Origin of the sequence: Kushneria halocnemicola (assembly GCF_965650455.1) — a bacterium.
GTDB lineage: Bacteria > Pseudomonadota > Gammaproteobacteria > Pseudomonadales > Halomonadaceae > Kushneria.
Map to the genome: position 1 here is coordinate 1181283 of NZ_OZ287968.1, position 24234 is coordinate 1205516.

The 24234-nt window shown below is 59.2% G+C and carries 23 protein-coding genes; 5 read left to right on the forward strand and 18 right to left on the reverse strand.

Going from position 1 to position 24234, the window contains the following annotated elements; genetic code table 11:
* Nucleotides 1-156 precede the first annotated feature (156 nt).
* The 6 genes from acpP to ACS92L_RS05365 all read right to left on the reverse strand — a co-directional run bounded on the left by acpP (nucleotide 157) and on the right by ACS92L_RS05365 (nucleotide 4093).
* Complete coding sequence (gene acpP, locus ACS92L_RS05340; protein ID WP_019951639.1) at nucleotides 157-390, reverse strand: acyl carrier protein; 234 nt, start codon at nucleotides 388-390, stop codon at nucleotides 157-159.
* A 93-nt stretch (nucleotides 391-483) separates the two neighbouring features.
* Nucleotides 484-1224, reverse strand: coding sequence for a 3-oxoacyl-ACP reductase FabG (gene fabG, locus ACS92L_RS05345; protein WP_438767529.1), 741 nt, complete (start codon nucleotides 1222-1224; stop codon nucleotides 484-486).
* A 51-nt stretch (nucleotides 1225-1275) separates the two neighbouring features.
* On the reverse strand, nucleotides 1276-2232 hold the full coding sequence (gene fabD, locus ACS92L_RS05350) for an ACP S-malonyltransferase (protein WP_438767530.1): 957 nt from the start codon (nucleotides 2230-2232) through the stop codon (nucleotides 1276-1278).
* Nucleotides 2233-2330: 98 nt separating this feature from the next.
* Nucleotides 2331-3332, reverse strand: coding sequence for a phosphate acyltransferase PlsX (gene plsX, locus ACS92L_RS05355; protein ID WP_438767532.1), 1002 nt, complete (start codon nucleotides 3330-3332; stop codon nucleotides 2331-2333).
* 21 nt (nucleotides 3333-3353) lie between these two features.
* Nucleotides 3354-3530, reverse strand: coding sequence for a 50S ribosomal protein L32 (gene rpmF, locus ACS92L_RS05360; protein WP_115853021.1), 177 nt, complete (start codon nucleotides 3528-3530; stop codon nucleotides 3354-3356).
* Between the two features lie 38 nt (nucleotides 3531-3568).
* On the reverse strand, nucleotides 3569-4093 hold the full coding sequence (locus ACS92L_RS05365; RefSeq protein WP_438767534.1) for a YceD family protein: 525 nt from the start codon (nucleotides 4091-4093) through the stop codon (nucleotides 3569-3571).
* A 131-nt stretch (nucleotides 4094-4224) separates the two neighbouring features.
* Between ACS92L_RS05365 and ACS92L_RS05370 the strand changes: the two genes are divergently transcribed.
* Nucleotides 4225-4812: a Maf family protein gene (locus ACS92L_RS05370; RefSeq protein WP_438767536.1), complete on the forward strand. Its 588-nt coding sequence runs from the start codon at nucleotides 4225-4227 to the stop codon at nucleotides 4810-4812.
* A 30-nt stretch (nucleotides 4813-4842) separates the two neighbouring features.
* Here the strand turns inward: ACS92L_RS05370 and sppA are convergent, their stop codons facing one another.
* From sppA to ACS92L_RS05385, 3 genes are read right to left on the reverse strand one after another with little or no spacing between them, the layout of a single operon-like run.
* Nucleotides 4843-5853 carry a signal peptide peptidase SppA gene (gene sppA / locus ACS92L_RS05375; RefSeq protein ID WP_438767538.1) on the reverse strand — a complete coding sequence of 337 codons (1011 nt, stop codon included), beginning with the start codon at nucleotides 5851-5853 and terminating at the stop codon, nucleotides 4843-4845.
* Nucleotides 5846-6538, reverse strand: coding sequence for an HAD family hydrolase (locus ACS92L_RS05380; protein WP_438767540.1), 693 nt, complete (start codon nucleotides 6536-6538; stop codon nucleotides 5846-5848). The genes sppA and ACS92L_RS05380 overlap by 8 nt, the downstream gene beginning before the upstream one ends.
* 58 nt (nucleotides 6539-6596) lie before the next feature.
* Nucleotides 6597-7535, reverse strand: coding sequence for an RluA family pseudouridine synthase (locus ACS92L_RS05385; protein ID WP_438767542.1), 939 nt, complete (start codon nucleotides 7533-7535; stop codon nucleotides 6597-6599).
* Nucleotides 7536-8096: 561 nt separating this feature from the next.
* Here ACS92L_RS05385 and rne point away from each other — a divergent pair.
* Nucleotides 8097-11705, forward strand: coding sequence for a ribonuclease E (rne, locus tag ACS92L_RS05390; protein WP_438767544.1), 3609 nt, complete (start codon nucleotides 8097-8099; stop codon nucleotides 11703-11705).
* 80 nt (nucleotides 11706-11785) lie between these two features.
* Here the strand turns inward: rne and murB are convergent, their stop codons facing one another.
* The 7 genes from murB to ACS92L_RS05425 all read right to left on the reverse strand — a co-directional run bounded on the left by murB (nucleotide 11786) and on the right by ACS92L_RS05425 (nucleotide 19363).
* Nucleotides 11786-12787: a UDP-N-acetylmuramate dehydrogenase gene (murB, locus tag ACS92L_RS05395; RefSeq protein WP_438767546.1), complete on the reverse strand. Its 1002-nt coding sequence runs from the start codon at nucleotides 12785-12787 to the stop codon at nucleotides 11786-11788.
* 2 nt (nucleotides 12788-12789) lie between these two features.
* Nucleotides 12790-13290, reverse strand: a complete 501-nt coding sequence (locus ACS92L_RS05400) for a low molecular weight protein-tyrosine-phosphatase (protein ID WP_438767547.1) — start codon at nucleotides 13288-13290, stop codon at nucleotides 12790-12792.
* Nucleotides 13266-14054, reverse strand: coding sequence for a 3-deoxy-manno-octulosonate cytidylyltransferase (gene kdsB, locus ACS92L_RS05405; protein ID WP_438767549.1), 789 nt, complete (start codon nucleotides 14052-14054; stop codon nucleotides 13266-13268). The genes ACS92L_RS05400 and kdsB overlap by 25 nt, the downstream gene beginning before the upstream one ends.
* Entirely contained in the window at nucleotides 14051-14260 is a 210-nt protein-coding gene (locus tag ACS92L_RS05410; RefSeq protein WP_438767551.1) for a Trm112 family protein, read from the reverse strand. The genes kdsB and ACS92L_RS05410 overlap by 4 nt, the downstream gene beginning before the upstream one ends.
* Before the next feature lie 14 nt (nucleotides 14261-14274).
* A complete protein-coding gene (gene lpxK, locus ACS92L_RS05415) occupies nucleotides 14275-15258 on the reverse strand; it encodes a tetraacyldisaccharide 4'-kinase (protein WP_438767552.1) in 984 nt (327 codons plus the stop codon).
* 24 nt (nucleotides 15259-15282) lie between these two features.
* Nucleotides 15283-17037: a lipid A export permease/ATP-binding protein MsbA gene (gene msbA, locus ACS92L_RS05420; protein WP_438767553.1), complete on the reverse strand. Its 1755-nt coding sequence runs from the start codon at nucleotides 17035-17037 to the stop codon at nucleotides 15283-15285.
* Between the two features lie 118 nt (nucleotides 17038-17155).
* A complete protein-coding gene (locus ACS92L_RS05425) occupies nucleotides 17156-19363 on the reverse strand; it encodes a DNA internalization-related competence protein ComEC/Rec2 (RefSeq protein WP_438767554.1) in 2208 nt (735 codons plus the stop codon).
* Nucleotides 19364-19535: 172 nt separating this feature from the next.
* Between ACS92L_RS05425 and ACS92L_RS05430 the strand changes: the two genes are divergently transcribed.
* Together ACS92L_RS05430 and ACS92L_RS05435 are read left to right on the forward strand one after the other, a co-directional pair.
* Nucleotides 19536-20057 carry a DUF2062 domain-containing protein gene (locus ACS92L_RS05430; RefSeq protein WP_438767556.1) on the forward strand — a complete coding sequence of 174 codons (522 nt, stop codon included), beginning with the start codon at nucleotides 19536-19538 and terminating at the stop codon, nucleotides 20055-20057.
* Between the two features lie 123 nt (nucleotides 20058-20180).
* Entirely contained in the window at nucleotides 20181-20978 is a 798-nt protein-coding gene (locus tag ACS92L_RS05435) for an SDR family NAD(P)-dependent oxidoreductase (protein WP_438767557.1), read from the forward strand.
* Between the two features lie 70 nt (nucleotides 20979-21048).
* Here the strand turns inward: ACS92L_RS05435 and lolD are convergent, their stop codons facing one another.
* The gene (gene lolD, locus ACS92L_RS05440) at nucleotides 21049-21771 is read right to left on the reverse strand and encodes a lipoprotein-releasing ABC transporter ATP-binding protein LolD (protein WP_438767558.1); all 723 of its coding nucleotides are present in this window, start codon (nucleotides 21769-21771) and stop codon (nucleotides 21049-21051) included.
* Nucleotides 21764-23005: a lipoprotein-releasing ABC transporter permease subunit gene (locus ACS92L_RS05445; RefSeq protein WP_438767560.1), complete on the reverse strand. Its 1242-nt coding sequence runs from the start codon at nucleotides 23003-23005 to the stop codon at nucleotides 21764-21766. Before ACS92L_RS05445 ends, lolD begins: the two co-directional genes overlap by 8 nt.
* 163 nt (nucleotides 23006-23168) lie before the next feature.
* On the opposite strand from ACS92L_RS05445, the gene ACS92L_RS05450 reads away from it, so the two are divergent.
* A complete protein-coding gene (locus ACS92L_RS05450; protein WP_438767561.1) occupies nucleotides 23169-24233 on the forward strand; it encodes an agmatine deiminase family protein in 1065 nt (354 codons plus the stop codon).
* Nucleotide 24234: the final 1 nt, after the last annotated feature.

Here is a 24234-nt window from a genome sequence, read left to right on the forward strand (position 1 = left end):
CGGTCTCTGACTGATATACCCTTGATGGTTCAGCTTGAAAGGCCCGGCGCAGCCTGTACTGTCTACCGGTCAATTTTATTTAAAAATAAAGCCGCTCCCGAATGGGGCGGCTTTACAGGTCAACCCTGCCCCGAAGGGCCGGATCGCGCCAGAAACTTACTGATGAGCGACGATGTAGTCGATCGCTTCCTGCACGGTCGTGATCTTTTCAGCTTCTTCGTCGGGAATTTCGGTATCAAATTCCTCTTCGAGAGCCATTACCAGTTCCACTGTGTCGAGCGAGTCGGCGCCCAGATCTTCAGTGAAGGAAGAGCTGTTCTGGATCTCTTCTTCCTTGACGTTCAAACGTTCGGCAACAACTTTTTTAACGCGCTCTTCGATGGTACTCATTTATCATCACTCCTGGTTTACGAGTCGCCAGATCAAAACTGGCGGTAGTTTATAGACCGTCTTTCTTGGACGCAACAACGTCCTTTGCCGGCTCTAGCGCATGTTCATGCCGCCATTGACATGCAGCGTTTCACCGGTGATATACCCGGCGACATCACTGGTCAGAAAACACGCCGCCGCTGCAATTTCTTCGGGTTGCCCCAAGCGCGACAGCGGAATCTGATTCAGCAATGATTCCTTGTGTTTCTCCGGCAGATCACTGGTCATGTCGGTTGCAATAAAACCCGGCGCTACTGCATTGACGGTAACATTGCGTGAGGCAAGCTCGCGCGCCAGTGAACGAGTAAACCCTTCCATGCCGGCCTTTGCCGCAGCATAGTTACTCTGCCCTGCATTGCCCAGTGTCGCGACAACGGAACTGATATTGATGATGCGACCAAAGCGTGCGCGAGTCATTGCCTTCATGCAGGCCTTTGAAACACGATAGACCGAGGTGAGGTTGGTATCCAGAACCTCATCCCATTCGTTATCCTTCATGCGCATCAACAGGTTATCACGAGTGATACCGGCATTGTTGACCAGAATCAGCGGCGCACCGAAACGCTCGCCAATCTCCTTGAGCACCTGATCGATGGCGTCGCTGTCGGTCACGTTGAGCACCATGCCCGCACCGGTGATCGAATGCGCGGCGAGATCATCCTCAATGCGGCGCGCACCGTCTTCACTGGTCGCCGTACCAATGACCGTATGGCCCTGTCGACCCAGCTCACGAGCAATGGCCTGACCAATGCCACGTGTTGCACCGGTAACCAGTGCCACTCTTGCTTCACTCATGCTTACCGTCCCTTTTGGGCTTGATGTCTTGTCATGCTCATTGAAATGCCGTTACTGACTCTCCGGCATCTCTTTTGCCAGCTCGATAGCGGCTGCAAGCGATTCGGGGTCGTTGACGGCCAAACCGCGGCTCTGGCGTGCGATTCGCTTGCCCAGCCCGGTCAATACCTTGCCGGGGCCACACTCGATAAAGACGCCGGCACCCTGCCCGGACAGTGCTTCCACGCATCGTGTCCAGAGGACCGGGCGATAGAGCTGCTGTACCAGACACGCCCTAATGGTATCAAGATCGTCGTGCCAGGCGGCATCCACATTCTGGATAACACGATAGCGCGGCTGGCGCAGATCGATATCCGCCATGGCCTGCTCGAGGCGTTCTGCAGCAGGCTTCATCAGCGCGCAATGCGAAGGTACCGACACCGGCAGCGGCATGGCACGACGGGCGCCGCGCTCCTGACACAAAACGATGGCACGTTCGACCGCTGCCTTTTCGCCGGCGATGACGACCTGGCCGGGCGAGTTGTAATTGACAGCCGAGACAACACTGCCCTGAGCCGCCTGCTCACAGACCGCTTCCACGACATCATCATCAAGCCCCAGTATGGCGGCCATGCCGCCCTGACCTGCCGGCACAGCGTCCTGCATGGCTTCACCGCGCAGACGCACCAGTCGAACGCCATCGGCAAAACTCATGGCACCGGCACAGACCAGTGCACTGTACTCTCCAAGGCTGTGTCCGGCCATGGCCGTTGGTCGCGGGCCCTCAAGCTCCTGCCAGACACGCCAGATGGCCACGCTGGCAGTCAGCAGTGCCGGCTGGGTGCAGGCAGTGGTATTGAGCGCCGACTCGGGACCTTCCTGCGTTACGTGCCAGAGATCGTATCCCAGCGCGTCGGAGGCTTCCTCAAAAGTCGTTCTCACCACGCTATAGCGTTCGGCGAGCTCTCGCAGCATGCCCAGCTGCTGAGAACCCTGACCGGGAAAGACCAGGGCGAGGGCATTGCTCATCTGATTCACCTGTACTAACTCATTGAAGATTGAATAAGCGAAGCTTCATAAAGGACCATGATGCCGGCTCGCTTTCGGCTTCGCCACACGAAATGACCTTATGACATCAGTCTGTGCGGCAAATTCATTGCTGCCTCATCCACGGCACGGCGCACAGCATAGGCAAAGCCTTCGGCTTGTGCACCGCCATGGCTTTTTATCACGGTGGCTCTGAGCCCCAGAAAACTGGCGCCATTGTAACGCACCGGATTGAGTTCCTGCAGAAAACGACGCAGCACGGGCGCGGCCAGACGCCCTGCCATACGTGCATATAAACCGGTTTTGAATCCGGTTTGAAGACGCATCGCCAGCATGCGCGCCAGCCCTTCACTGCTTTTGAGCGCAATGTTGCCCACCATGCCATCACAGACCGCGACATCCGTGGTGCCGGCAAAAAGGGCATCACCTTCCACGTAGCCGATATATTCAAAATGGGTGTGATCGACACCGCGAAGCAGCGCGTCGGCTTCCCGTACGCGACGCTCTCCCCTGCCGCTTTCGGTGCCCACATTCAAAAGCCCCACACGCGGAAGACAGACACCGTCTACCAGCCTGACCATGGCAGCGCCCATGAACGCGAAGTCCACAAGATGCTCGGGCCTAGCATCCACATTGGCGCCCAGGTCGAGCATGTAACAGGGTCTATTAGAGGCAGTGGGTATGGCCGCACTGATGGCCGGGCGAGCAACGCTGTCCAGCATGCCAACGTCACGTCGTGCCAGCGCCATGATGGCACCGGTATGCTCACCGCTGACGCAGGCGCTGGCTTCATCATTGCGCAGTGCGACAAGGCTTGCATGGAGACTACCGAAAGGGGCATCGCGCAGGAGTCGCGAGGGCGTCATGCCAGCGGGAAGGCTGTCACCGGCTTCAACAAGATTGATGCGGGCGCGGACATGAGCAAGGGAGACGGGCAAACGGGAGAGTTCGACATCAAGCAGATGACGTCTGCCATAGAGCGTGACGCTGACCTCGGGTCTTTGCGCCAGTGCAAGTGCTGCTCCGGGAACAGTGGCGCGGGGACCGTAATCCCCGCCCATGGCGTCGATGGCGATACGCAAGGGCGGCATCGCCCGAACCATTTATTCTTCGACGTCGATGACCTTGCGGCCACGATAGTATCCGTCCGGTGCGACATGGTGACGGAGGTGAGTAGTACCGGTTTCCTTGTCCTGGGACAGCGTCGGAGCGGTCAGCGCATCGTGGGCACGACGCATACCGCGCTTGGAACGAGACTTGCGATTCTTTTGGACAGCCATGGGGTTGTCTCCGGTTGTAACGTAACGTCAGAAATGACTCAGTGATCCTTCAGGGAACGAAGCACACTGAACGGGTTATCGGCTCGCGCCGGCGTTGGCTCGACTTCGTCACCGCTTTGCAGCGAATCGCGAGAAACGGCGCAATCCGCTTCATCGTGATAGACCACCTGCGGCAGTGTCAGAAGCAGTTCGTCCTCGACAACCGGCAGCAGATCCAGATGTTCGTCTTCCACGAGCACCGGCTCATAGCGTGCCGGCAGCGTTGCTGCACGCTCATCGCTGGTCACCATGCCAAGCAGAAAGGTGCTTTCAAGATGAACCGGCATGGCCTGCAGGCATCGCTGACAGGGCATTTCGACATCGGCAGCAAATGAGCCTTCGATGTAATGCTGTCGCTGGGCATCGAGATCAAACGTCATGACGATATGACATTCCACCTCCTGCCGACCGATAGCATCGACGATACGAGGCATGGCAGAGAGAAGAATTCTCCCTTCCAGACGTTCGCCGCTGGCAGCAAGCCGATAGGGCTCGACCGTTTTGGGTAGTCGCGTGGTTGACATAGGCGCGCAATAATAGGGATTGTCCGTGAAAGTGTCAAAAGAGTTGTTGCAAACAATACACTTGAAGCAACAGACACTGTTTTAAATAACGGCCCTGCCTTTCTGCTCCGACACAAGTTTCAGGAGAAATGATGTCCCTGCTCGTTCTTGCCTCCGGCTCCGGTTCGCGCCGCGAACTGCTGGACCGTCTTGGTCTGCCCTTTCATTGCCACGCCCCCGATATCGATGAAACACCCCGGGAGGGTGAAACGCCACACGGGCTGGCCGAGCGTTTGTCGCGTGAAAAGGCCTGTGCCCTGGCAGAGCACTATCCCCACCATCTCATTATCGGTAGCGACCAGGTGGCCAGCATCGATAACGAGCGACTGGGAAAGCCCGGTACCATCGACGGCGCGCGCAGGCAACTGGAGCGGTTTTCCGGGCAGCGGGTCAGCTTTTTTACAGGCGTTGCCCTGCTGGACACACGTCGCCATCACTGCGCCATTCACGTCGATCTTACGAGCGTGGACATGCGCACGCTTGATCCATGCGAAATCGAAGGCTATGTCAGAAAAGAGCCGGCCATCGACAGCGCCGGCGGCTTTTACATGGAAAAACTGGGCATGGCGCTTTTTGACGGCATCGAAACCACCGATCCCAGCGCGCTGATCGGCCTCCCACTCATCGCCCTTTGTCGGTTACTGCGCGATGCCGGCACCAACCCGCTACTCCAAGCGTAAGCCCTTTTAAACGACACATCGCCCCGCGGATCAGCGCAGACGAACAGGCGACTCGCTGGTCTGCAGATCGATTCCCATATACTGGGCGGCCACCCGACCAAAGTGGCGCGAGATCTGCTCGAGTGGATCGCCGCTCTGGGTGTAGTCCGTGGTTTCGGCACTACCGGTCATATCGCGTGCGATATCATCAACGCTTTTAAGACCATCCGTCAGCCCCTTGTCAGCAGCCTCCTCCCCGGTCCATACCAGACCCGAGAAAAGTGCCGGATCATCCGACAGGCGATCCCCGCGGCCGGCTTTAACAGCATTGATGAACTGATCATGCGTCTGATCAAGGACGTGCTGCCAGAAGCGGCGCTGCTCCTCGTTGACGGGCTGAAACGGATCGAGCATGTCCTTGTTTTCACCGGCGGTGAATACACGCCGCTCAACGCCCAACTTGTCTATCGCGCCTTCAAGGCCGAATCCCGAGTAAACCACGCCGATGGATCCGACAAGACTGGCCGGCGCCGCATAAATCTCGTCCGCCGCGGAGGCGATATAGTAGGCACCGCTGGCGCCGATGTCCTCGATGACAGCGATAATGGGCTTGTCATCGGTGCTGCGAAGACGGCGAATCTCGTCATAGATGCGCTGCGACTGTACCGGAGAGCCGCCAGGACTGTTGATCTGCAACACCACCGCCGTATCCGAGCCCCGCCAGGCATTGTTCAGCCCTCGGATGACCCTTTCGGCACTGGCCGGCGAGCGACTATCGATGACCCCTTCCACCTTGACGACTCCGACCCGGTTGCCTACCAGCGACTCCCGATCTCCTGTCATCATGAAGGCCACGATGGCCGCCACCGCAATCCAGAAGCCCCAGAACAGCAGACGAAAGAAAATTTTCCAACGACGGCTTCGACGCTGCTCGCGCACCATTTCGAGCAACCACCGCTCCATGATCGCCTCACGGGATTCGCTTACCCGAGCAGGGTCTTCAGCCGTCGCCTCGGCGTCTGTCATGTCGCGCCCCGTCCATCGATCTTTTTGATCACTCATGCATCCCGCTCCCTGTGTGCCGACAGGCCGTCGGCGCCAGCCACGACATCAGTTCATGGAAATTGTGCACCACGCTAACGGGTGAAAAATCTCCCAGCTGCTGTGCATTGTGCACACCCCAGGTGACAGCGACCCGATCCATGCCCAGCGCCTGCGCCATGCCCATGTCATGGACACTGTCACCGATCATGACAGCCTCTTCGAGAGCGACATCCAGCGTTTGAAGCAGCTCGGTCAGCATGAGCGGATCGGGTTTCGAGCGAGTCAGATCCGCTGTGCGACTGTCATCAAACCAGTGACCGCAATCGCGCTCGATAAAAATTCGATCCAGCCCCCGGCGGCTCTTGCCGGTAGCCACGGCAAGTTTCAGGTCAGACATTGCCCGCAGGCGGGAGATCCCCTCTTCCACACCGTCAAAAAACGGCAAGGCAGGCCCTTCCTTTTCAGCGGTCACGAAATGATGTGAGTAGCGTTTGCGAAGCTGCTCGGCCCGCTCGCCCTCAATGCCGGGACACAGCCGGGCAATGGCTTCAGGCAGGCCGAGACCGATAATATCTCGCACGGCCTCGTCGCTCAGTGCAGGCCAGCCCACATCGTCTCCTGCCCGTTGCATGCAATTCACGATTCGATCTGCCGAATCCATGAGCGTGCCATCCCAGTCAAAGATGATCAGACGATACCGCATCGCTGCCGTGCTCCTTTTAACCTACCCATCGATGGACCGCCTGCATCGGCGGCATTTGTTAGCGAAGGCGTGCCAGCACATTCTGCAAATCATCACTCAGGGGAGCATGCAGCTGGACGAGCTGTTCCGAGGCGGGGTCAGTGAACCCAAGCATTCGCGCATGCAGAAAAAGGCGAGACAGCTCACAGCGTGTGGCCAGACGCTCTCCGCTGGTACTGCCATATTTGGTATCCCCCAGCAGAGGGTGGCCGGCATGGCCGGCATGTACGCGAATCTGATGGGTACGCCCCGTGACGGGTTCTGCCTCCACAAGCGAGGCACCCTTCAGGGATTCAACGAGCGTAAAGCGTGTCCTGGAGGCCTTGCCAGCGGCGTCCACCCTTACACGCCGTTCGCCGTTGGCCAGCTCAAAGCGCAAAAGCGGCGCATCGACCTCATGGCGCTCGACCGGCCACGCCCCTTCTACCAGTGCCATATAATGCTTTTGCATTCGGTGCTGACGCAGCTCATCGCTGAGAAAGTTGAGCGCACTACGGGATTTTGCCACCAACAGGCATCCGGACGTATCGCGATCCAACCGATGCACCAGCTCAAGATAAGGCAGGTCATCACGAATCTGACGCAGAGCTTCGATGAGCCCGATCTTGACGCCGCTGCCACCGTGCACGGCAAGCCCGGAAGGCTTGTTGAACACCATCCAGTCCGGCGTTTCCTTTAAAAGGCTGTTTGTGATGACATGGCGCAGATTATCGCTGACCTCTTGTACAGCCTCCTGGGGGGTCAGGCGCAACGGCGGCACCCGCACCCGATCTCCCTTGATCAGACGCCGGCTCGCCTTGCCACGCCCTCCGTTAATGCGTACTTCACCGCGGCGAATGATCCGATAGATCAGGGTGCGAGGCGCGCCCTTGAGATGGGCAAGAAGAAAATTATCCAGTCGCTGTCCATCATGATGTTCATCGATTTCAAGCCACTGAACGCCACGCCCCTCGGCCATGTTAATTTCCTCTTTTACCTGCTGTAAGGGCCGGCATTGTAGCGAAATAACGTGGCGATGGCCCCGATTGTGGGCACATGGGTTTACTGTTATATTCCGGGGGCTTCCTTAAGGTTTGAAAGACCTGACAGCGCCTGCATCAGATGACACGCAGGCCGAAGCAACAGAACAGTCGCCGGAGGATATTTACCCGGCACCTGGCAGTATTGAAGTACCCGGATTTCGCATCACGGGATAAACCATTTCCGTACCGAAAGCCGGTGCTGTCGAATTGATGGCCATCAGGTGTGACCGCCCCACTGGAAGACCGGTTAAGCAACCATGCTGCCGCGACATGTCTTCAGGCGGTCACGTACTCAACATGATCATGAAGCCTTTTCCGGGCACGTCTGTATGGCGCCCAGGAAATTGAAACATACTTGTAGACATGCGCTGAGCACAAACACTCTGGCCCGCGATTCGGCTGTACCGATGCCCGGCGCGACAGTCGATCGACCTTAGGGGTTGATAACGACTGTGGCACGGCATTTGTCTGGCGGTACGCTTAGTCAGTGAGACAACATGAAACGCATGCTTATCAACGCGACGCAGCCTGAAGAGCTGAGAGTCGCGCTGGTCGATGGTCAAAGACTTTACGACCTCGACATCGAATCCGGTGCCCGGGAACAAAAAAAGGCCAACATCTATCGCGGCCGTATCACCCGGGTCGAGCCCAGCCTTGAAGCCGCCTTTGTTGATTTCGGCGCCGACCGCCATGGCTTTTTGCCGCTCAAGGAAATTTCGCGCGAATACTTCTCGAAGGAACCTTCCGGTAACGGCCGACCCAATATTCGGGAAGTCATCAAGGAAGGCCAGGAAGTCATTGTCCAGGTCGACAAGGAAGAGCGCGGCAACAAGGGCGCAGCACTGACCACCTTTATCAGCCTGGCCGGTCGCTTTCTGGTACTGATGCCCAACAACCCGCGGGCAGGCGGCATCTCGCGTCGCATCGAAGGCGATGAGCGCACCGAGCTGAAAGAAGCCATGAGCCAGCTCACCATGCCCGAAAAGATGGGCGTGATTGTGCGTACCGCCGGCATCGGTCGCTCCTCTGAGGAGTTGCAGTGGGACCTGGACTATCTGGTACAGGTCTGGGAAACCATTACCGAAGAAGCCGGCAAGCGTTCGGCCCCCTTCCTGATCTATCGCGAATCCAACGTTATCATCCGCGCCATGCGCGACTACCTGCGCCAGGACATTGGCGAGGTCTTGATTGACCACGTTGACGTGCATGAAGAAGCGCTCAATTTCGTCAAGCAGGTCATGCCCTCGTATCAGCAAAAGATCAAGCTGTATAACGATGATGTGCCCCTCTTCTCTCGTTTCCAGATCGAATCTCAGATCGAGACGGCCTACGAGCGTGAAGTCAAACTGCCCTCGGGCGGCTCTGTCGTCATCGACCATACCGAAGCACTGGTATCCATCGACATTAACTCCTCGCGCGCCACCAAGGGCGGCGACATCGAGGAGACCGCACTGCAGACCAACGTGGAAGCGGCCGACGAAATTGCCCGTCAGCTGCGCCTGCGCGATATCGGCGGTCTGGTGGTGATCGATTTCATCGACATGTCCCCTGCCCGCAACCAGCGCGAAGTCGAAAACCGCGTTCGTGACGCCCTGAAACTTGACCGCGCTCGCGTACAGATCGGTCGGATCTCGCGTTTCGGCCTGATGGAGATGTCACGCCAGCGCCTTCGGCCTTCACTGGGTGAAACCAGCGGTGTGGTATGTCCGCGCTGCAACGGTCAGGGCACCATTCGAGATGTTCGCTCCCTTTCGCTGTCGATCATGCGCCTGATCGAAGAAGAAGCGATGAAGGATCGCAGCTCGCAGATCCGCGCCATGCTGCCGGTACCGGTCGCCACCTACCTGCTTAATGAAAAGCGTAACGTCCTTGCCGATATCGAGCGTCGCCAGGGTGTGCGCGTCATGCTGCTGCCGCAGCCTGAACTTGAAACACCGCACTACGATGTTCAGCGCTATCGCGACGATCAGGTCGACCCCGAAGAAGCGGCACGTTCAAGCTTTGAGCTGTCAGACGATTTCGAGGCGCCCGAAGACGAAAGCGAAACCTATCGCAAGCCCGTCAAGCGTGCCGAGGCTGCCGTACGTTCCGTTGCGCATCGCACGCCGGCCCCCGAGCCGACTGCCGCTGCCGAGCCGGCCAACGAAGAGCCGTCGGGCTTTTTGAACCGTCTCATGAAAGGCTTCAATCGCCTGATGGGCAGTGACGAGAGCACCAGCAAGCAGGAAACTGCCAGCACCCCGTCTCAAAGCGACCAGCCCCGCAAGGAAAGCACTCAACCGGCCACACGCACCGAAAAGCAGCCATCTTCTGCTCAGGACACCGCAGCAAGAGAGGAACAGAAAGCTTCTTCGGACAGCGGCGAACAGCGTAACAGCCGTCGCGACAGCGCCAAACGCGATGACAGCACCACAAGCAAAAACGCTCGCAACGACAAGCGTACATCTTCCGACAAGGGACGTGACGACAAAAATCGTCGTGACCGGCCGTCACGCGATTCAGACAAGAGCGATAATACCGGCGGGCGCAACGACAAGCGCCAGCAAAACGGTGCCTCTGACAAGGGTGACAGCGCTGCCAGCGATCGCAATGACAAGCGTCAGCAAAATGGTACGCCATCCAGGGGCGATAACGCCGCCCCCGATCGCGGCGACAAGCGTCAGCAAAGCGCTGCAGTAGACAAGGGCCCCGAAAAATCACGTGACGACAGCGAGCGTAAAAAGCCCGCAGCCGACGCGCCTGCCAAAACGGAAAGCGCGCAGGCCGAGCCGACGCAACAGTCTCCTGCTCAGTCTCAGGATGGTGATGATGGCAAGCCTCGTCGTACTCGCAACAATCCGCGTCAGCGCAGCCGCAAGCAGGCCCTGAACCCGGAGGCCGTTGCAGAGCAGGAGCGCCTGCAGGCTGAAGAAAACCGGACCGCGGAAACTGCCGGTGCTGATGGGCTGGCACAGACCGGGGAAGCAGCTTCCGGCAATAAAACGGCCAACACCGTCCCAGAAACGTCGACATCGCAGTCCAGTGATGCGCCTACCTCGAAAGAGGCAGATATCGCTGCCACAAAGGACACTGCCGACTCGAAAAACGCATCTTCTGCGAAGGAAAATGCGCCCGCTTTTGATAAAAAAGCAGCGGCTTCTGGCGAGAAAGCGCCAGCTTCTGACGAGAAGGCGCCGGGAGCCGGTCGAAAATCGGTTAGCGCCACCTTCGGCCGTGACTCGTCGACCTCTGAAAGCACTTCGGATCAGCAGGATGCGAAAACCGGTCGGTCTGCCACAGCGGCGCAATCCAGCGTCGCAGCAACAGAAAATGCCGCTGACAAAAGCAAGGATGCTGCCCTCAAGTCATCAAGCGAAGCATCCGAGGCGGTCAGGCAAAAGGCTCCCGGTGAAAGCGCTGCTGTCGCATCAGACAAGCCGACTACCGAGGCAACAGGTAAAAAGGCCGAGAAACAATCCGGGCCTGATGCTGCTTCGACATCTGCCAAAGAAACCGAAAAAGCAGATGGAAGCGCCGACAAGCACTCTTCGGCTGATGCGAAACCCGATGCAAAGAAAGAAAATGTTGATGCCGGCAAGGCTCCCGTAGCAAGCGAGGCAACGCCGCGTGAGCAGCCGCATCTGGTTTCTCGAGAAGCCGCCGATGCACCTGTAGCGGCAAAGGCTTCAAACGAAGCCCCGGCACGCGACATCAACAAGCAAAGCGTGACGGCACGTGACAAGGGCACGGAAAAGGCCGCACCGAAAGGCGCGATCACCTCCGAAGCCGATCAGGCGTCAAGCCAGGCAACCGGTACCACTGCTACCAAAAGCGCCGACAAGCCTGCCGCCGCTGATGCCGGTAGATCTGCGCAACCCGAGGCCACCACCGGCAAGGAAGACAGCAAGCGTGAAGGCATCGCGACTGCCGCTACCAGTAACAAGCCTGCGGCTGATAAAGACGCTGACAAGGCGACAGGCTCTGATAGCGCTTTGGTAAAAGGCGAAACGCCTGCAAAGGAGACTGACTCTCAAAAGCGTCAGCGCCGCCGTGCGCACAATGACCCGCGTGAGCGTCGTCGCCAGCAGCAGCGCGAACAGCGTGAAAACCAGTCTTCGGGTGAATAACGCAAAGCCTGCATGAAAAAGGCCCGCTCCAATGGAGCGGGCCTTTTATTATGCCGCCGGTTCTGAAAGGCTCTGAAACGCTACTCTCCGATGATGCCGGGCTCCATTTCAAGCGTGACGCCAAAACGCGCATCAACGGAATGTCGAATGCGCTCGGCCAGTTCCAGCAGGTCCTTTACACTGGCGCCACCGTAATGTACCAGTACCAGTGCCTGCTTTTGATGAACCCCCACGCCATGGCTGCAATAGCCCTTCCAGCCACACTGGTCGATCAACCAGCCAGCCGCCAGTTTGGCACCCTGCGCCGTCTTCCAGACCGGCATTGCAGGCCACTGCGTTGTCAGCCTTTCGGCCTGCTCCCGCGACACCACCGGGTTTTTGAAAAAACTGCCTGCATTACCGAGTAACTGTGGGTCAGGCAGTTTCTCCCGGCGCATGTCAGCCACCGCAGTGACGACATCAAAGGGCCCGGGCGCGACCGGCAAACGAGCGGCAAGATCGCCATAGCCCAGTCGCGCATACCCCTTGCGATCGAGCCTTAATACCACTTTGACAATCACGACCCTGCCGGCCAGCGCGGTCTTGAAAACACTGTGCCGGTAGCCGAAATCACATCCAGCATGGTCAATAATTTCGTAGCGACCATCCTCGATGTGCACGACATGCACACTTTCGATCACGTCACCGATTTCGCTGCCATAGGCGCCGATGTTTTGAATGGGAGCCGCCCCCACCGAGCCCGGAATCAATGCCAGATTCTCGATACCCCACCAGCCGCTGCCAGCGGTTTCCTCGACCAGCGCGTGCCAGTTCACGCCCGCTTCAACATGCCAGAGCGCCTCATGTTCGTTGACGCTTTCCTGCCAGATGCGCCGCCCCGTGTAGCGCACCACCAGAGCGTCAATACGAGGCTTCATGACCAGATTGCTGCCGCCCCCCAACGGGATAACGCGGTCGAATCGCGGCCGGCCCGCGGCGAGAACGCGCTGGAGGGAAAGCAGGGAATCGGCTTCGGCCAGCGCTCGGGCCGTGGCCTCAAAACCCAGCGTGTTGTATGACTGAAGGCCAACGCCGTAGTGCATCTTCAATCCGATGCTTCCCCGCGTTTTAGCCGTTCGATAAGCCCCTGGCAGCCGGCAGTGATCTGATCGGCCACTCGTCCGAAATTGTCGGTATTGCCGAAGTAGGGATCACCAATTTCCGTACCGGTATCTTCACTGGCGAAATCCATCAAAAGGCCCACGTGCGCTTGGCCGCTGTCGGGCGCCATTTTCTGCAGGGCCTCAAGGTTGTCGCCATCCATGCAGAGAATGTAATCAAAGCGGTCAAAATCATCCCGACGAACCACGCGGCCACGCAGCTCGGTGATATCAACATCGCGCTGCTGCGCTTCACGCATGGCCCGCGGGTCGGGCGGCTCTCCCACGTGATAGTCGCCCACACCGCAGGAATCCGTCTCGATTCGGGCGTCGAGCCCCGACTGATGTACCATTTGACGAAAAATACCTTCGGCCATGGGAGAACGACAGATGTTCCCCAGGCAGACGAACAGGACTCGAGTCAATCTGATCTCCTTGTCAGCCATTCGCGTACGCGCGCCAGATCCTCGGGCGTATCCACACCGGCGGGATACTGCTCGGTGGCCACGGCAACGGAAATGGCATGACCGTGATAAAGCGCCCGCAACTGCTCAAGCTGCTCGCAGGCCTCCACGGGCGCTATCGGAAGTGTTTGGTAATCACGCAGAAAGGATGCGCGATAGGCGTAAATACCGATATGTCGCAGCCAGCCCTCGCCTGGATTGTGACCATCCTCCATCGGTTCGGAGACTGACGGATCAAAGCGATCACGATCCCAGGGGATGGGGGCGCGTGAAAAATAAAGAGCGCGCCCCTGATGGTTACGGACCACCTTGACCACGCTGGCACGCATCAGGGTCGCTCGATCGGTAATCGGCTCTGCAAGCGTTGCCATGGCCGCACTCTCGTCACCCTGCAGTGATGCCGCCACCTGATCGATCAGGCTGCTGGGCAGCAACGGCTCATCGCCCTGAACGTTGACGATACAGGCCGAATCCTCGAGCCCCAGTTTGTCGATGACCTCTGTCAGGCGTGAGGTGCCGTTGACGTGGTCTTCCCGTGTCATCACCACCTCGGCTCCAAAAGCACGAGCGACGTCAGCGATCCGTTCATGATCGGTGGCAATCAGCACACGAGTGGCCCCTGATGCCACGGCACGCTGCCAGACATGCTCGATCATGGGCCTGCCGGCAATATCCAGCAAAGGCTTGCCGGGCAGGCGCTGTGAGGCAAATCGGGCCGGAATAACAACGGTAAAGGCCTGACTCATGACGCCGCCGATGTCCCCTGCGCCTTGCCGAGCGCCTCTTCAACGCTCAGGCGACGGGCACGGCTGACCAGCATGACGGGAATACCATCCGTGATGGGATAGGCCAATCCGCTTTCGCGACACAATAGCTCGCCGCTGTCGCGATTGTATTCGAGCTTTCCACCACTTTCGGGGCACACCAGCATGGCAAGCAGTTCCTGGTCCATTTCTTTCTCCTGCATCAGAGTTTTTCAAGACGCGCTGCCAGCCACTCGATCAGTGCCGGCTCGGGGCGCGCTTCAACATCCAGTGACCAGCATCGTTCGTTGGCAAAGGGGCGACACTTGACGGCATCCTTGGCCGTCATGACCACCGGGCGATTATCGGAAAAACGCACATCCTGCGCCGAAAATCGATGGTGGTCCGGCAACGGGTGCTGATCGAATGCCACATCCAGCGTCTCGAGCGTTTTGAAAAAACGCTGCGGATTACCGATGCCGGCAATGGCATGGACTCGCCCGTCAAACGGCCGGGCCTCGATACTATAGCAAACACCGTCGTTGAGATGACGCCAGGCACTGGGCACCAGGGACATGGTGTACTGCGCGACAGCCTCCGGCGCCTGCAGATCGCCGTTGGAGATAACGGCATCCACTTCCGCCAGCCGGGAAAGCGGCTCACGCAATGGCCCTGCCGGCAGACAACGACCGTTACCGAATCCGCGAGCGCCATCGACCACTACCAGCTCGATATCCCGCCCCAGCGCGTGATGCTGCAGCCCGTCATCGGAGAGCAAAATATTGCAGCCGGCAGCAATCAGCTTGCGCGCGGCACGCGGACGATCCGGGTCTACCACGACAGGCAGATGTGTCTGCTGGGCCAGCATGACGGGCTCATCGCCGGCATGGGCCACGTCACTGTTTTCGCTGACATAGAAGGGATAGCGCGGCGCGTGGCCACCGTAGCCGCGTGAAATGATGCCGGGCGCCCAGCCCTGATCCTGCAGCCAGCGCCCGAGCCATGCGGTCAAGGGTGATTTGCCGGTACCGCCTACCGTGATGTTACCGACAACGATGACCGGTACCGGCGACGCCCAGATTTCACGCCGACCGCTGTGATAAGCCTGACGACGGCGATCCGCAATACGCTTGTACAGCATTTCAAGCGGCGTCAGCAGCACCGGCCAGCGGGCGCCGTTGTACCAGGCGCTTTCAAGCCCCTTCATGAACACGACGCCCCTGGAAGGCACTTATACAGGGACATTGGTGCGCTCCTCGCTGAACTGAATGCGATGCAGCGCGGCATAGGCACCGTCATTTTTCAGTAGCGTGTCATGATCGCCCGATTCGATGATTTCGCCGTTGTCCATGACCAGTATTCGATCGGCCTGTTCAATGGTCGACAGCCGGTGCGCGATGACAAAGGTGGTGCGACCCTCGCAGACCCTTTCAAGCGCCTGCTGGATGTAGCGCTCGGACTCCGTATCCAGTGCCGAGGTCGCCTCGTCCAGCACCAGGATGGGGGCATCCTTGAAAATGGCACGCGCGATGGCGATGCGCTGGCGCTGGCCGCCGGAGAGCATGACGCCATTGTCACCGACCAGAGTGTCATACCCCTGTGGCAGGCGTTCGATAAACTCATCGGCATAGGCCGCCTGAGCCGCTGCCACCACAGCCTCGCGCGTGGCGTTGTCGATACCGTAGGCGATGTTGTCAGCCACAGTGGCATTGAACAGCGTGACATTCTGGGTCACCAGCGCAATCTGGCGGCGCAGGGCCTGCATTGAGTAATCACGGATGTCCACCCCGTCGATACAGATGCGCCCGCCTGTCGCGTCATAGAAACGCGGCAGCATATTCATCATGGTGCTCTTGCCACTGCCGGATCGCCCAACCAGCGCAATCATTTCGCCGGAACGCACCTCATGACTGATGCCCTTGAGCACATCCGGCAGGTCGCTGCCGTAGCGAAAGCGCACCTCTTCAAAGCTGACACGCCCCTGGACGCGTCCCGGGTCGCGCGTGCCGTTATCCGGCTCACGCGGTCTGTCCATCAATTCAAAAAGCTCCTGGGCCGCGGCCAGTCCCTTTTGAATGACGCCGTTGATTTCCGTCAACGACTTGATGGGCTTGATGATCATGCTGGCCGCGGTAATAAAGCCGATGAACTGACCGGGGCTCATGTTGCCCAGAAGCTCGGGCGCCAATGCCAGCCAAACCAGCAGTGCCAGCGACACGGCCACCATCGTCTGGATGACCGGCGCACTGATGGCCTTGGTCAGAGCCTCTTTCAGACTCTGGTCGCGGTTGTATTGACTGGCTCGGTTGAAGCGATCGTATTCATGCTGCTCTGCCCCGTGCGTACGAACCACTCGGTAGCCTGTAATGGTCTCGGATGCCACATGGGTCACTTCACCCACCGACTTCTGAATTCGCCGCGAAAGCTTGCGAAAGCGCTTGCTGCACCAGGCCACTACAAACCCGATCAAGGGGGTCACTGCAATGAAGATCAGCATCAGCTTCCAGTTGACCCAGAACAGATAGATCGTCAGACCCAGTACCAGCATGCCCTCCTGCAGCACCACGTTGAGCGCCTTGGTGGCAGCACCCGTGACCTGCTCAACGTGATAGGTCACGCGTGAAATCAGATGGCCGCCGCTGTTTTCATCGTAAAAGCGCCCCGGCAGATGCAGCATTTGATCAAATACCGACACACGCAGGCGATGCACCACGTTGCGCGCCACATACTCCATACCGTAGGAACCCAGAAAGGTGCCAAAACCACGGGCAAGGAAAATGCCGATAATCATCAAAGGCAGGGCCTGACGAAAATCGGCATCGGGGTTTTGTATACCGTCTGTCAGAAACTCCATGATGCGTGCCATGAGAGTACTGGAGCCTGCATAGATGGCATTGCCGATCAGCGCGATCGCAAAGGCCTTCCAGAAAGGCTTTACATAGGTCAGCAGACGGGCGTACAGCGTCAGACTGGCGTTTGACTTCACGGGCTCTCCTGCCTGGCTGATAATGATACCGGGTAAACACGTCAGGACGCCGGCAGCGCCGAACCCAACGATAACGATGCCCCGCTATCGATCACAATCGAAGACTGCCCCTGGGCAATCACCGGCCGGATTCTACCCCAGGTCGGCACCGTTCGACACCGCTGACGACCCGCTGGGGTTTGACACCGACCCCGGCGGCGCTGCTTGCCACGGCAATGGCACCATCAAGGGCCGTATTCCACTGACAGCTTCCGGCCTGACGAAACCGTCTGACCACGCGATCGGCGGGATGGCCGTATGCATTGAGATAGCCGGCGCTGTAGATCACGCGACTTGGCTTGAGCAGATCGATCATGCGCTGTGAAGAGCTGCCGTGACTGCCATGGTGGCCAGCCACCAGCACATCGACGGGCTGCTGGTAATGGGCAACAATGCGGGATTCAACGCTTTTACCGGCGTCACCGGTGATCAGAAAGCGATGATGGTCGCTTTCGATCAGCAGTACGCAGGAGCGATCATTTTCCCCTGCCGGCATGGTGGCCGTGCTGCGCGGCCAGAGAAAGGTAAAGCTGACGCCATCCACTCGCCATGAGGCGCCGGCACGGCAGGGCCTGAGTGCATCGACATCGATAGTATCGGGTAGCGGCGCCCACCAGTGATCGACCCTGTGAACCGACTTGAGCACGGAAACGCCTCCGGCGTGGTCCATGTCGCCGTGCGATACGATCACGCCGTCAAAGTGCTGCGGGTCATCCCAGAGCGTGGTAATCGCCATAAAACCAGAGCGTGAGCGCGGGCCGCTGTCATAAAGCCAGCGCCCGTGGGCCGTGCGAATATCGATCAACTGCCCCTGACCAACGTCATGGACCACCAGCGACAGCTCACCGCTTTTCAGCGCGGGCGCGCTACTGCTTCCCAGACACAAAAGAACTGCCATGGCGCTGGCCGTCCATCGCCATGAACGTGCCAGCCCGGGCAGCAGCCATACCAGACAGATCAGAAACGCCATGACGGTCAGAGGCCCTATCTGTTCGTCGCCAGGCTGCCACCGGGGCTGCCACTGTCGAACCTGTTCGAGGCTGGCTTCAAAGATATGGGCGGTCTGTCCGAAAAGCCACCAGAGCCATTGCCCGGCGCCCGGTACAGGGGATAGCAACCAGCCAAGCAGTGCCAGCGGCACCATGATCATGGAAACCCAGGGGATCGCGACGAGGTTGATCAAAAGCGAAAGGCTGGCCAGCTGATCAAACACAAGCAGCGTGGCGGCACCGGTTGCCAGACTCAAAAGCCCCTGGCTTCTTAGCACCGCGTACCACCAGCGCGGCTTCTCCCGCCAGCGCCAGGCCAGTATCAGCACGGCAACGGCGCCAAAGGAGAGCCACAGCCCCGGACGCAGTAGAGAAAGAGGTGCGGTCATGATGACAATCAAAAGCGCCAGCCACCATGCCTGCCATACGCCGGGAGCATGCCGACCACTGCTGGTCCAGAGCGCAATGAGGGTCATGATGGCCGCGCGCACGGCCGGCGGCGCAAACCCCGACAGGGCGGCATAGGCCACGGCTGCCAACCCCGCCAGACACCAGGGCCAGTTCAGCATGCGCCAGCGACAGGGCTGAAGTCGTCGAGCCAGAAAGCGAGCGAGAAACAGTACCCAGCCCGATACCAGCCCAACATGAAGCCCCGAGATCACGGCCAGATGCGTCGTACCGGTCTCCCTGAGCAGTGTCCACTGCGCCGTTTCCAGCGCACCACCGTCTCCCAGCGTCAGCGCCTGCAGCCAGCGCCGGGTAAAATCATCATGCACCCGTGAGGCGAGCCAGCGCTGAGTCAATGCCGGTCCGCCGCCCTTTTGCAGGCGCCTGGCGCTTTCCGGGTCACGCACGTAGCCGGTGGCCCCAAACCCCTGGTCGACAAGCCATGCGCCATAGTCAAACCGGCCGGGATTGCGAAAGCCGTGTGGCGGCTTTAGCCGTGCCGTCAGCCGCCATCGTTCTCCGGTTTCAAGCGCCGGTGGCCGATACCAATCGAGACGAACGTTTTGAAGCCTGTCACAGGCCGGCAGCCCGGCCGGCTCCCGGCAGCTCGTGACCGCAAAATCAATTCGTGCGCGCCCTTCCAGACGCTCCAGCGACACAATGCGTCCGGTCAGCGTCACGTCCTGTCGGGCCAGCCCCTGCGCCAGCGGTTCAGGCCACTGTGTCACGCCGTGATACAGCGCAAGGGTCAACACAAGGGCCATGAGCAACAACAGCCGGTGATACAGTGCTGCCGCCAGCAGCCAGAAAAGCGCAACCGCCCACAGCCATGTTTCCTGAGGCAGTCGCACCAGCAAGGCACCGACGCAGGCTGAAAGACACAGCAGCGGGAGACGGATACCTTTTGCGCAATCAATCAGTTCACGACGAATGGGCACAAAACGCTCATGATATTCAGAAAGATTTTCCTCATCCGCGGGGTTCAGGGATAATGGTGACCTCGTTTAGTCAGGACGCTGCCTGATGCTGCGCCGATTTATTCAACGCTATCTGCCGGACCCGGAGACCATTCGGCGCCGTAAATCGCTTCGCCTGATTCACCCATTGCTCGGTAACCCTGCGCTCTGGCTGATCACGCGGCGAAGCATCGCCAATGGCATGTCCGTTGGACTTTTCTGCGCCCTTCTGCCGATTCCCGGACAGATGCTGGTGGCGGCTCTTGGCGCCTGGTGGCTGCGCGGCCATCTACCGCTGGCCCTGGCGCTGGTATGGCTGACCAACCCCCTGACCATGCCTGTCGTGTTCTATGTGACTTACCGGGTGGGTGCCTGGGTGCTGCAGACACCGCCGCGCGCCCTGCCCGATGAAGTCAGCGTCAGCTGGTTTGCCAATCAGCTGGTCGACATGATGCCGTCCCTGATCATCGGGTCGCTGGTCTGTGCCCTCGTTATCGGCATCGTGGCCAACATCTTGACGCGCCTTTGCTGGCGCTGGCACATCCTGCGTATCTGGCGCAAACGCCGCCTGCACCGGCGCCAGCGCTGAGCTCTCCCCCGAGCCCGCGCGCAATGATCCACCGCCACGTTTCTCCCCGGCGTTTTTTAAACTATGTTGGTTCTGCCTGACTCGCAGGCATGTCTATCCATTATCGACAGGGAAGCCGACATCATGGATCTGGGAATTACCGATCGCGTCGCCATTATTACCGGTGCCAAGGGTGGGCTGGGGCTTGCTGCCGCGCGTGAGCTTGCCAATGAAGGCGCAAGGCTTGTTCTGTCCGACATGGACATCGAGCAGCTTGAAAAGGATGTCGCGGAGATGGAGGGCGAAATCATCTGCCACAAGGCGGACATCACCCGACAGGAAGATGTTGATGCGCTGGCGCAGGCGGCCATCGATCATTTTGGCACCATTGATATCGTGATCCACACGGCCGGCATTACCGGCGCCAAGGGTCATCCTCTTGAAGTCGGCGATGAAGACTTCGAGGACACCTGGCAGATCAACTTCATGTCCGCCGTTCGCATGGCACGCGCCACCTTTCCCACCATGCGCGCAAAGGGCTGGGGACGCTTTGTCTGCATCACCTCGGAAAATGCCGTGCAGCCCTACTGGGATGAAGCCGTCTATAACGTTTCCAAGGCAGCGCTTGCCACGTTCGTCAAAAACCTGGCCTATGGCGAGGCGGAAAACGGCATCCTTTGCAATACGGTCTCGCCGGCATTCATTGAATCGCCCATGACCGATGGGATGATGGACAAGCGCTCAACGGAGAACAGCTGCTCCTTCGATGAGGCGGTAGAAAGCTTTCTTGAAGAAGAGCGTCCCGGCATCAAGCTCAAGCGCCGCGGACAGCCGGAAGAAGTCGCCGCTGCTATCGCGCTGGCCGTCTCCGAGCGCGGCTCGTTTATCAGCGGGTCCAATATTCGCGTTGACGGTGGCGCCGTGATGTCCGTTCAGAACTGATCAATGACTGGACAAACGAAAGGCCCGTCAGCAGAACTGACGGGCCTTTTTTCGTACGTACAAATCACGATCAGGTCATGACATCGGGGGCCAGGCGCCCCTGATCAAGGCGCAGCACCCGGTCCTGATGCCGGGCGATCGCCATATCATGGGTGACAACCACGAACGCGCTGCGTGAGCGCTCGGCCACCTCATCCATCAGATCCAGAATCTGGCGCGCCGTTACCTGGTCAAGGTTACCGGTGGGCTCATCCATCAGTACCAGGCTCGGGTCCGTCACCAGCGCGCGTGCAATGGCCACACGCTGGCGCTCGCCGCCGGAAAGCTCTCCGGGCTTGTGCTCGCCTCTGGGCGCCATACCGACCCTTTCAAGCAGCGTTTTAGCTTTTTTGGCGGCCTCACTGCGGCTTTGACCGCGAATGATCAGCGGCATGGAGACATTCTCCAGCGCCGTGAACTCCGCCAGCAGATGGTGAAACTGATAAACAAACCCGATGTGCTGATTGCGAAACCGACCGATGGCGGACTCGGAAAGTCCCTTGATCGAGCGTCCGCCGATCAGGATTTCGCCCTGTGTCGGCCGGTCCAGCCCCCCCAGCAGATTAAGCAGCGTGGTCTTGCCGCTGCCGGAACTGCCGACCACTGCGATTCGCTCGCCGGCAGCCACGCTCAGCTCCAGATTGTCCAGCACGGTCAGATCCTGCGGACCTTCCTGATAGACGCGTGTCAGAGATCGGCACGCCAGCATGGCCTCGCCTTCCAACGGCTTTCCCGCATCGTATTGACTACTCATAGCGCAGCACCTCGGCCGGTTGTACGCGCGCGGCTCGCCACGCCGGATAAAGGGTCGACAGGAAACTCAGCAAAAGGGCCACGCCGGTGACGACCAGAACATCCGACAACTCAAGACGTGAGGGCAAATAGCTGATGAAATAAACGCTGGGATCAAGAAACTGGATACCGAATGCGGATTCGACCCAGCTGATGATATCGGCAATCGACAGCGCCAGCCCGATGCCGGCAAGAACGCCCAGAACGATGCCGATAATCCCGATGGTAATGCCCTGCACCATGAATATGCCCATGACGGCGCCGGGTGTGGCACCCAGCGTGCGCAAAATGGCGATATCGGCGTGCTTGTCGGTGACCACCATGACCAGCGTCGAGACAATATTGAACGCCGCTACCGCCACGATCACCATCAGCAGCAGTCCGATCATGCGCTTTTCCATTTGAATGGCCTGAAAAAGATTGCCCTGCGTATAGGTCCAGTCGATCCCGCGGTAGCCAGGCGGCATGGAATTGATGATGTCACGGGTGACGCTGTGCGCCTGGAAGAGATCGTCGAGCTTAAGGCGCACCCCCTGGGCTTCACCGGACTGGCGTGCCAGCGTTTTCATGTCACCCAGACTGGTATAGGCAAGGTTGCCGTCAAGCTGTGCCCCCACCTGAAACATGCCGGACACGGTAAAACGCTTCAAACGGGGAAAAACGCCGCCGGGGGTAATGGACGCCTCGGGGATCAAAAGGGTGACGCTATCGCCCAGCCCGACCCCCAGATTTCTGGCCAGGGAGCTGCCCAAAACGACATTCCACTCCCCGGTCTGAAGGGAGGCCAGCGTGCCGCCCACCATGTGGTTACCAATAATGGAGACCTTTTCCTCGGCATCAGGAAGAATGCCCTCGATCATGGCCCCCTGCGTCTGACCATTGGAGGAGAACATGCCCTGCTGCTCGATATAGGGCGCTGCTCCCACGACATGATCATGTTTTTGCATCTGCTCTGCCAGCGCACGCCAGTCGTTGACGCCGTTTTGCGCCTCGATGCGGGTGTGCGGGACCATGCCCAGTACACGGGTTCTCAGCTCATGGTCAAAGCCGTTCATGACTGAAAGCACCAGAATCAGTACCGCCACGCCCAGCGTCAGGCCGAGCATCGAGGTCAGCGATATAAAGGAGATAAAATGGTTGCGCCGCTTGGCTCGCGTATAGCGAAGCCCGATCAGGAAGGGAATTCGATCAAGCATTGTTGGCCTGGGATCCAGTGACAGGAGTCGGTATGGTACGGACTTTTGAACCACCCTGCATCAGGCGTCGCCTTAATCCCTGTCAGTGGTAAAATACGACTCGGGCCATGCGCCAACACCTGCAGATTTCTGCCCCACCGATCGAGCGGATAACACAGTTGCCATGAATCAGGGCCTCTCTCCCCGTCAGTTTCTACCCGAATGGACCCCCCAGCAGGCCGTCATGCTCAGCTGGCCCGGTCGTGATAGCGACTGGGCCTCACTGCTGGAGGCCATCGAGACCACGTTTGTCACCCTGATCGAGGTGATCGCCCGCTATCAGCACGTGCTGGTGACCCTGCCGGATGATGACACCCGCCAACGCCTGGCCACAGTGCTTGCCAACCTCGGCGTGCCCGATAGCCGGCTATCGCTGGTCATCGCCCCCGGAGACGACACCTGGGCCCGCGATCATGGCCCATTGACCGTCATGGCAAACGGCCGCCCGCTGCTGCTGGACTATCGTTTTACCGGCTGGGGGGGCAAGTTTCCCGCCGAGCGGGACAATGCGATCAACGCCATGCTGGCAGAGCAGGGCCTTCTAGCGGCTGAACTGCAGAGCCTGCAGCAGGTCGTGCTGGAAGGTGGCGGTGTGGAAACCGATGGCCAAGGGACGCTGCTGACCACGCGCAGCTGCCTTTTGAACCCCAACCGCAATCCTCACCTTGATCAGGCAGACGTGGAGTCACACCTTAAAGAGTATCTGGGCATCAACCGTGTGCTATGGCTTGAAAACGGCTATCTGGAAGGTGACGATACCGACAGCCATATCGATACGCTGGCGCGCTTTTGCGACGAGCACACCATTGCCTACGTGCGCTGTGATAACCCGGGCGACCCGCACTTTGACGCCCTGAGCGCCATGGAGCAGGAACTGAAGGCGTTTCGCCGCACCGATGGCAAGCCCTATCGGCTAATTGCCCTGCCCTGGCCGCGTGCCTGTCTTGATCCGGAAGATGGCCATCGTCTGCCGGCAACCTATGCCAACTTTTTAATCATCAATGGCGCGGTCTTGATGCCGTCCTATGCCGACCCGGCCGATGTCACCGCACTCATGGCGTTGTCAGAAGCTTTCCCGACGCGCGACATCATCCCCGTCGACTGCCGTCAGGTGATTCGACAGCACGGCAGCCTGCACTGTCTGACCATGCAGCTGCCCAAAGGGTCGCTGAAAGTGATCGAAAACTGAT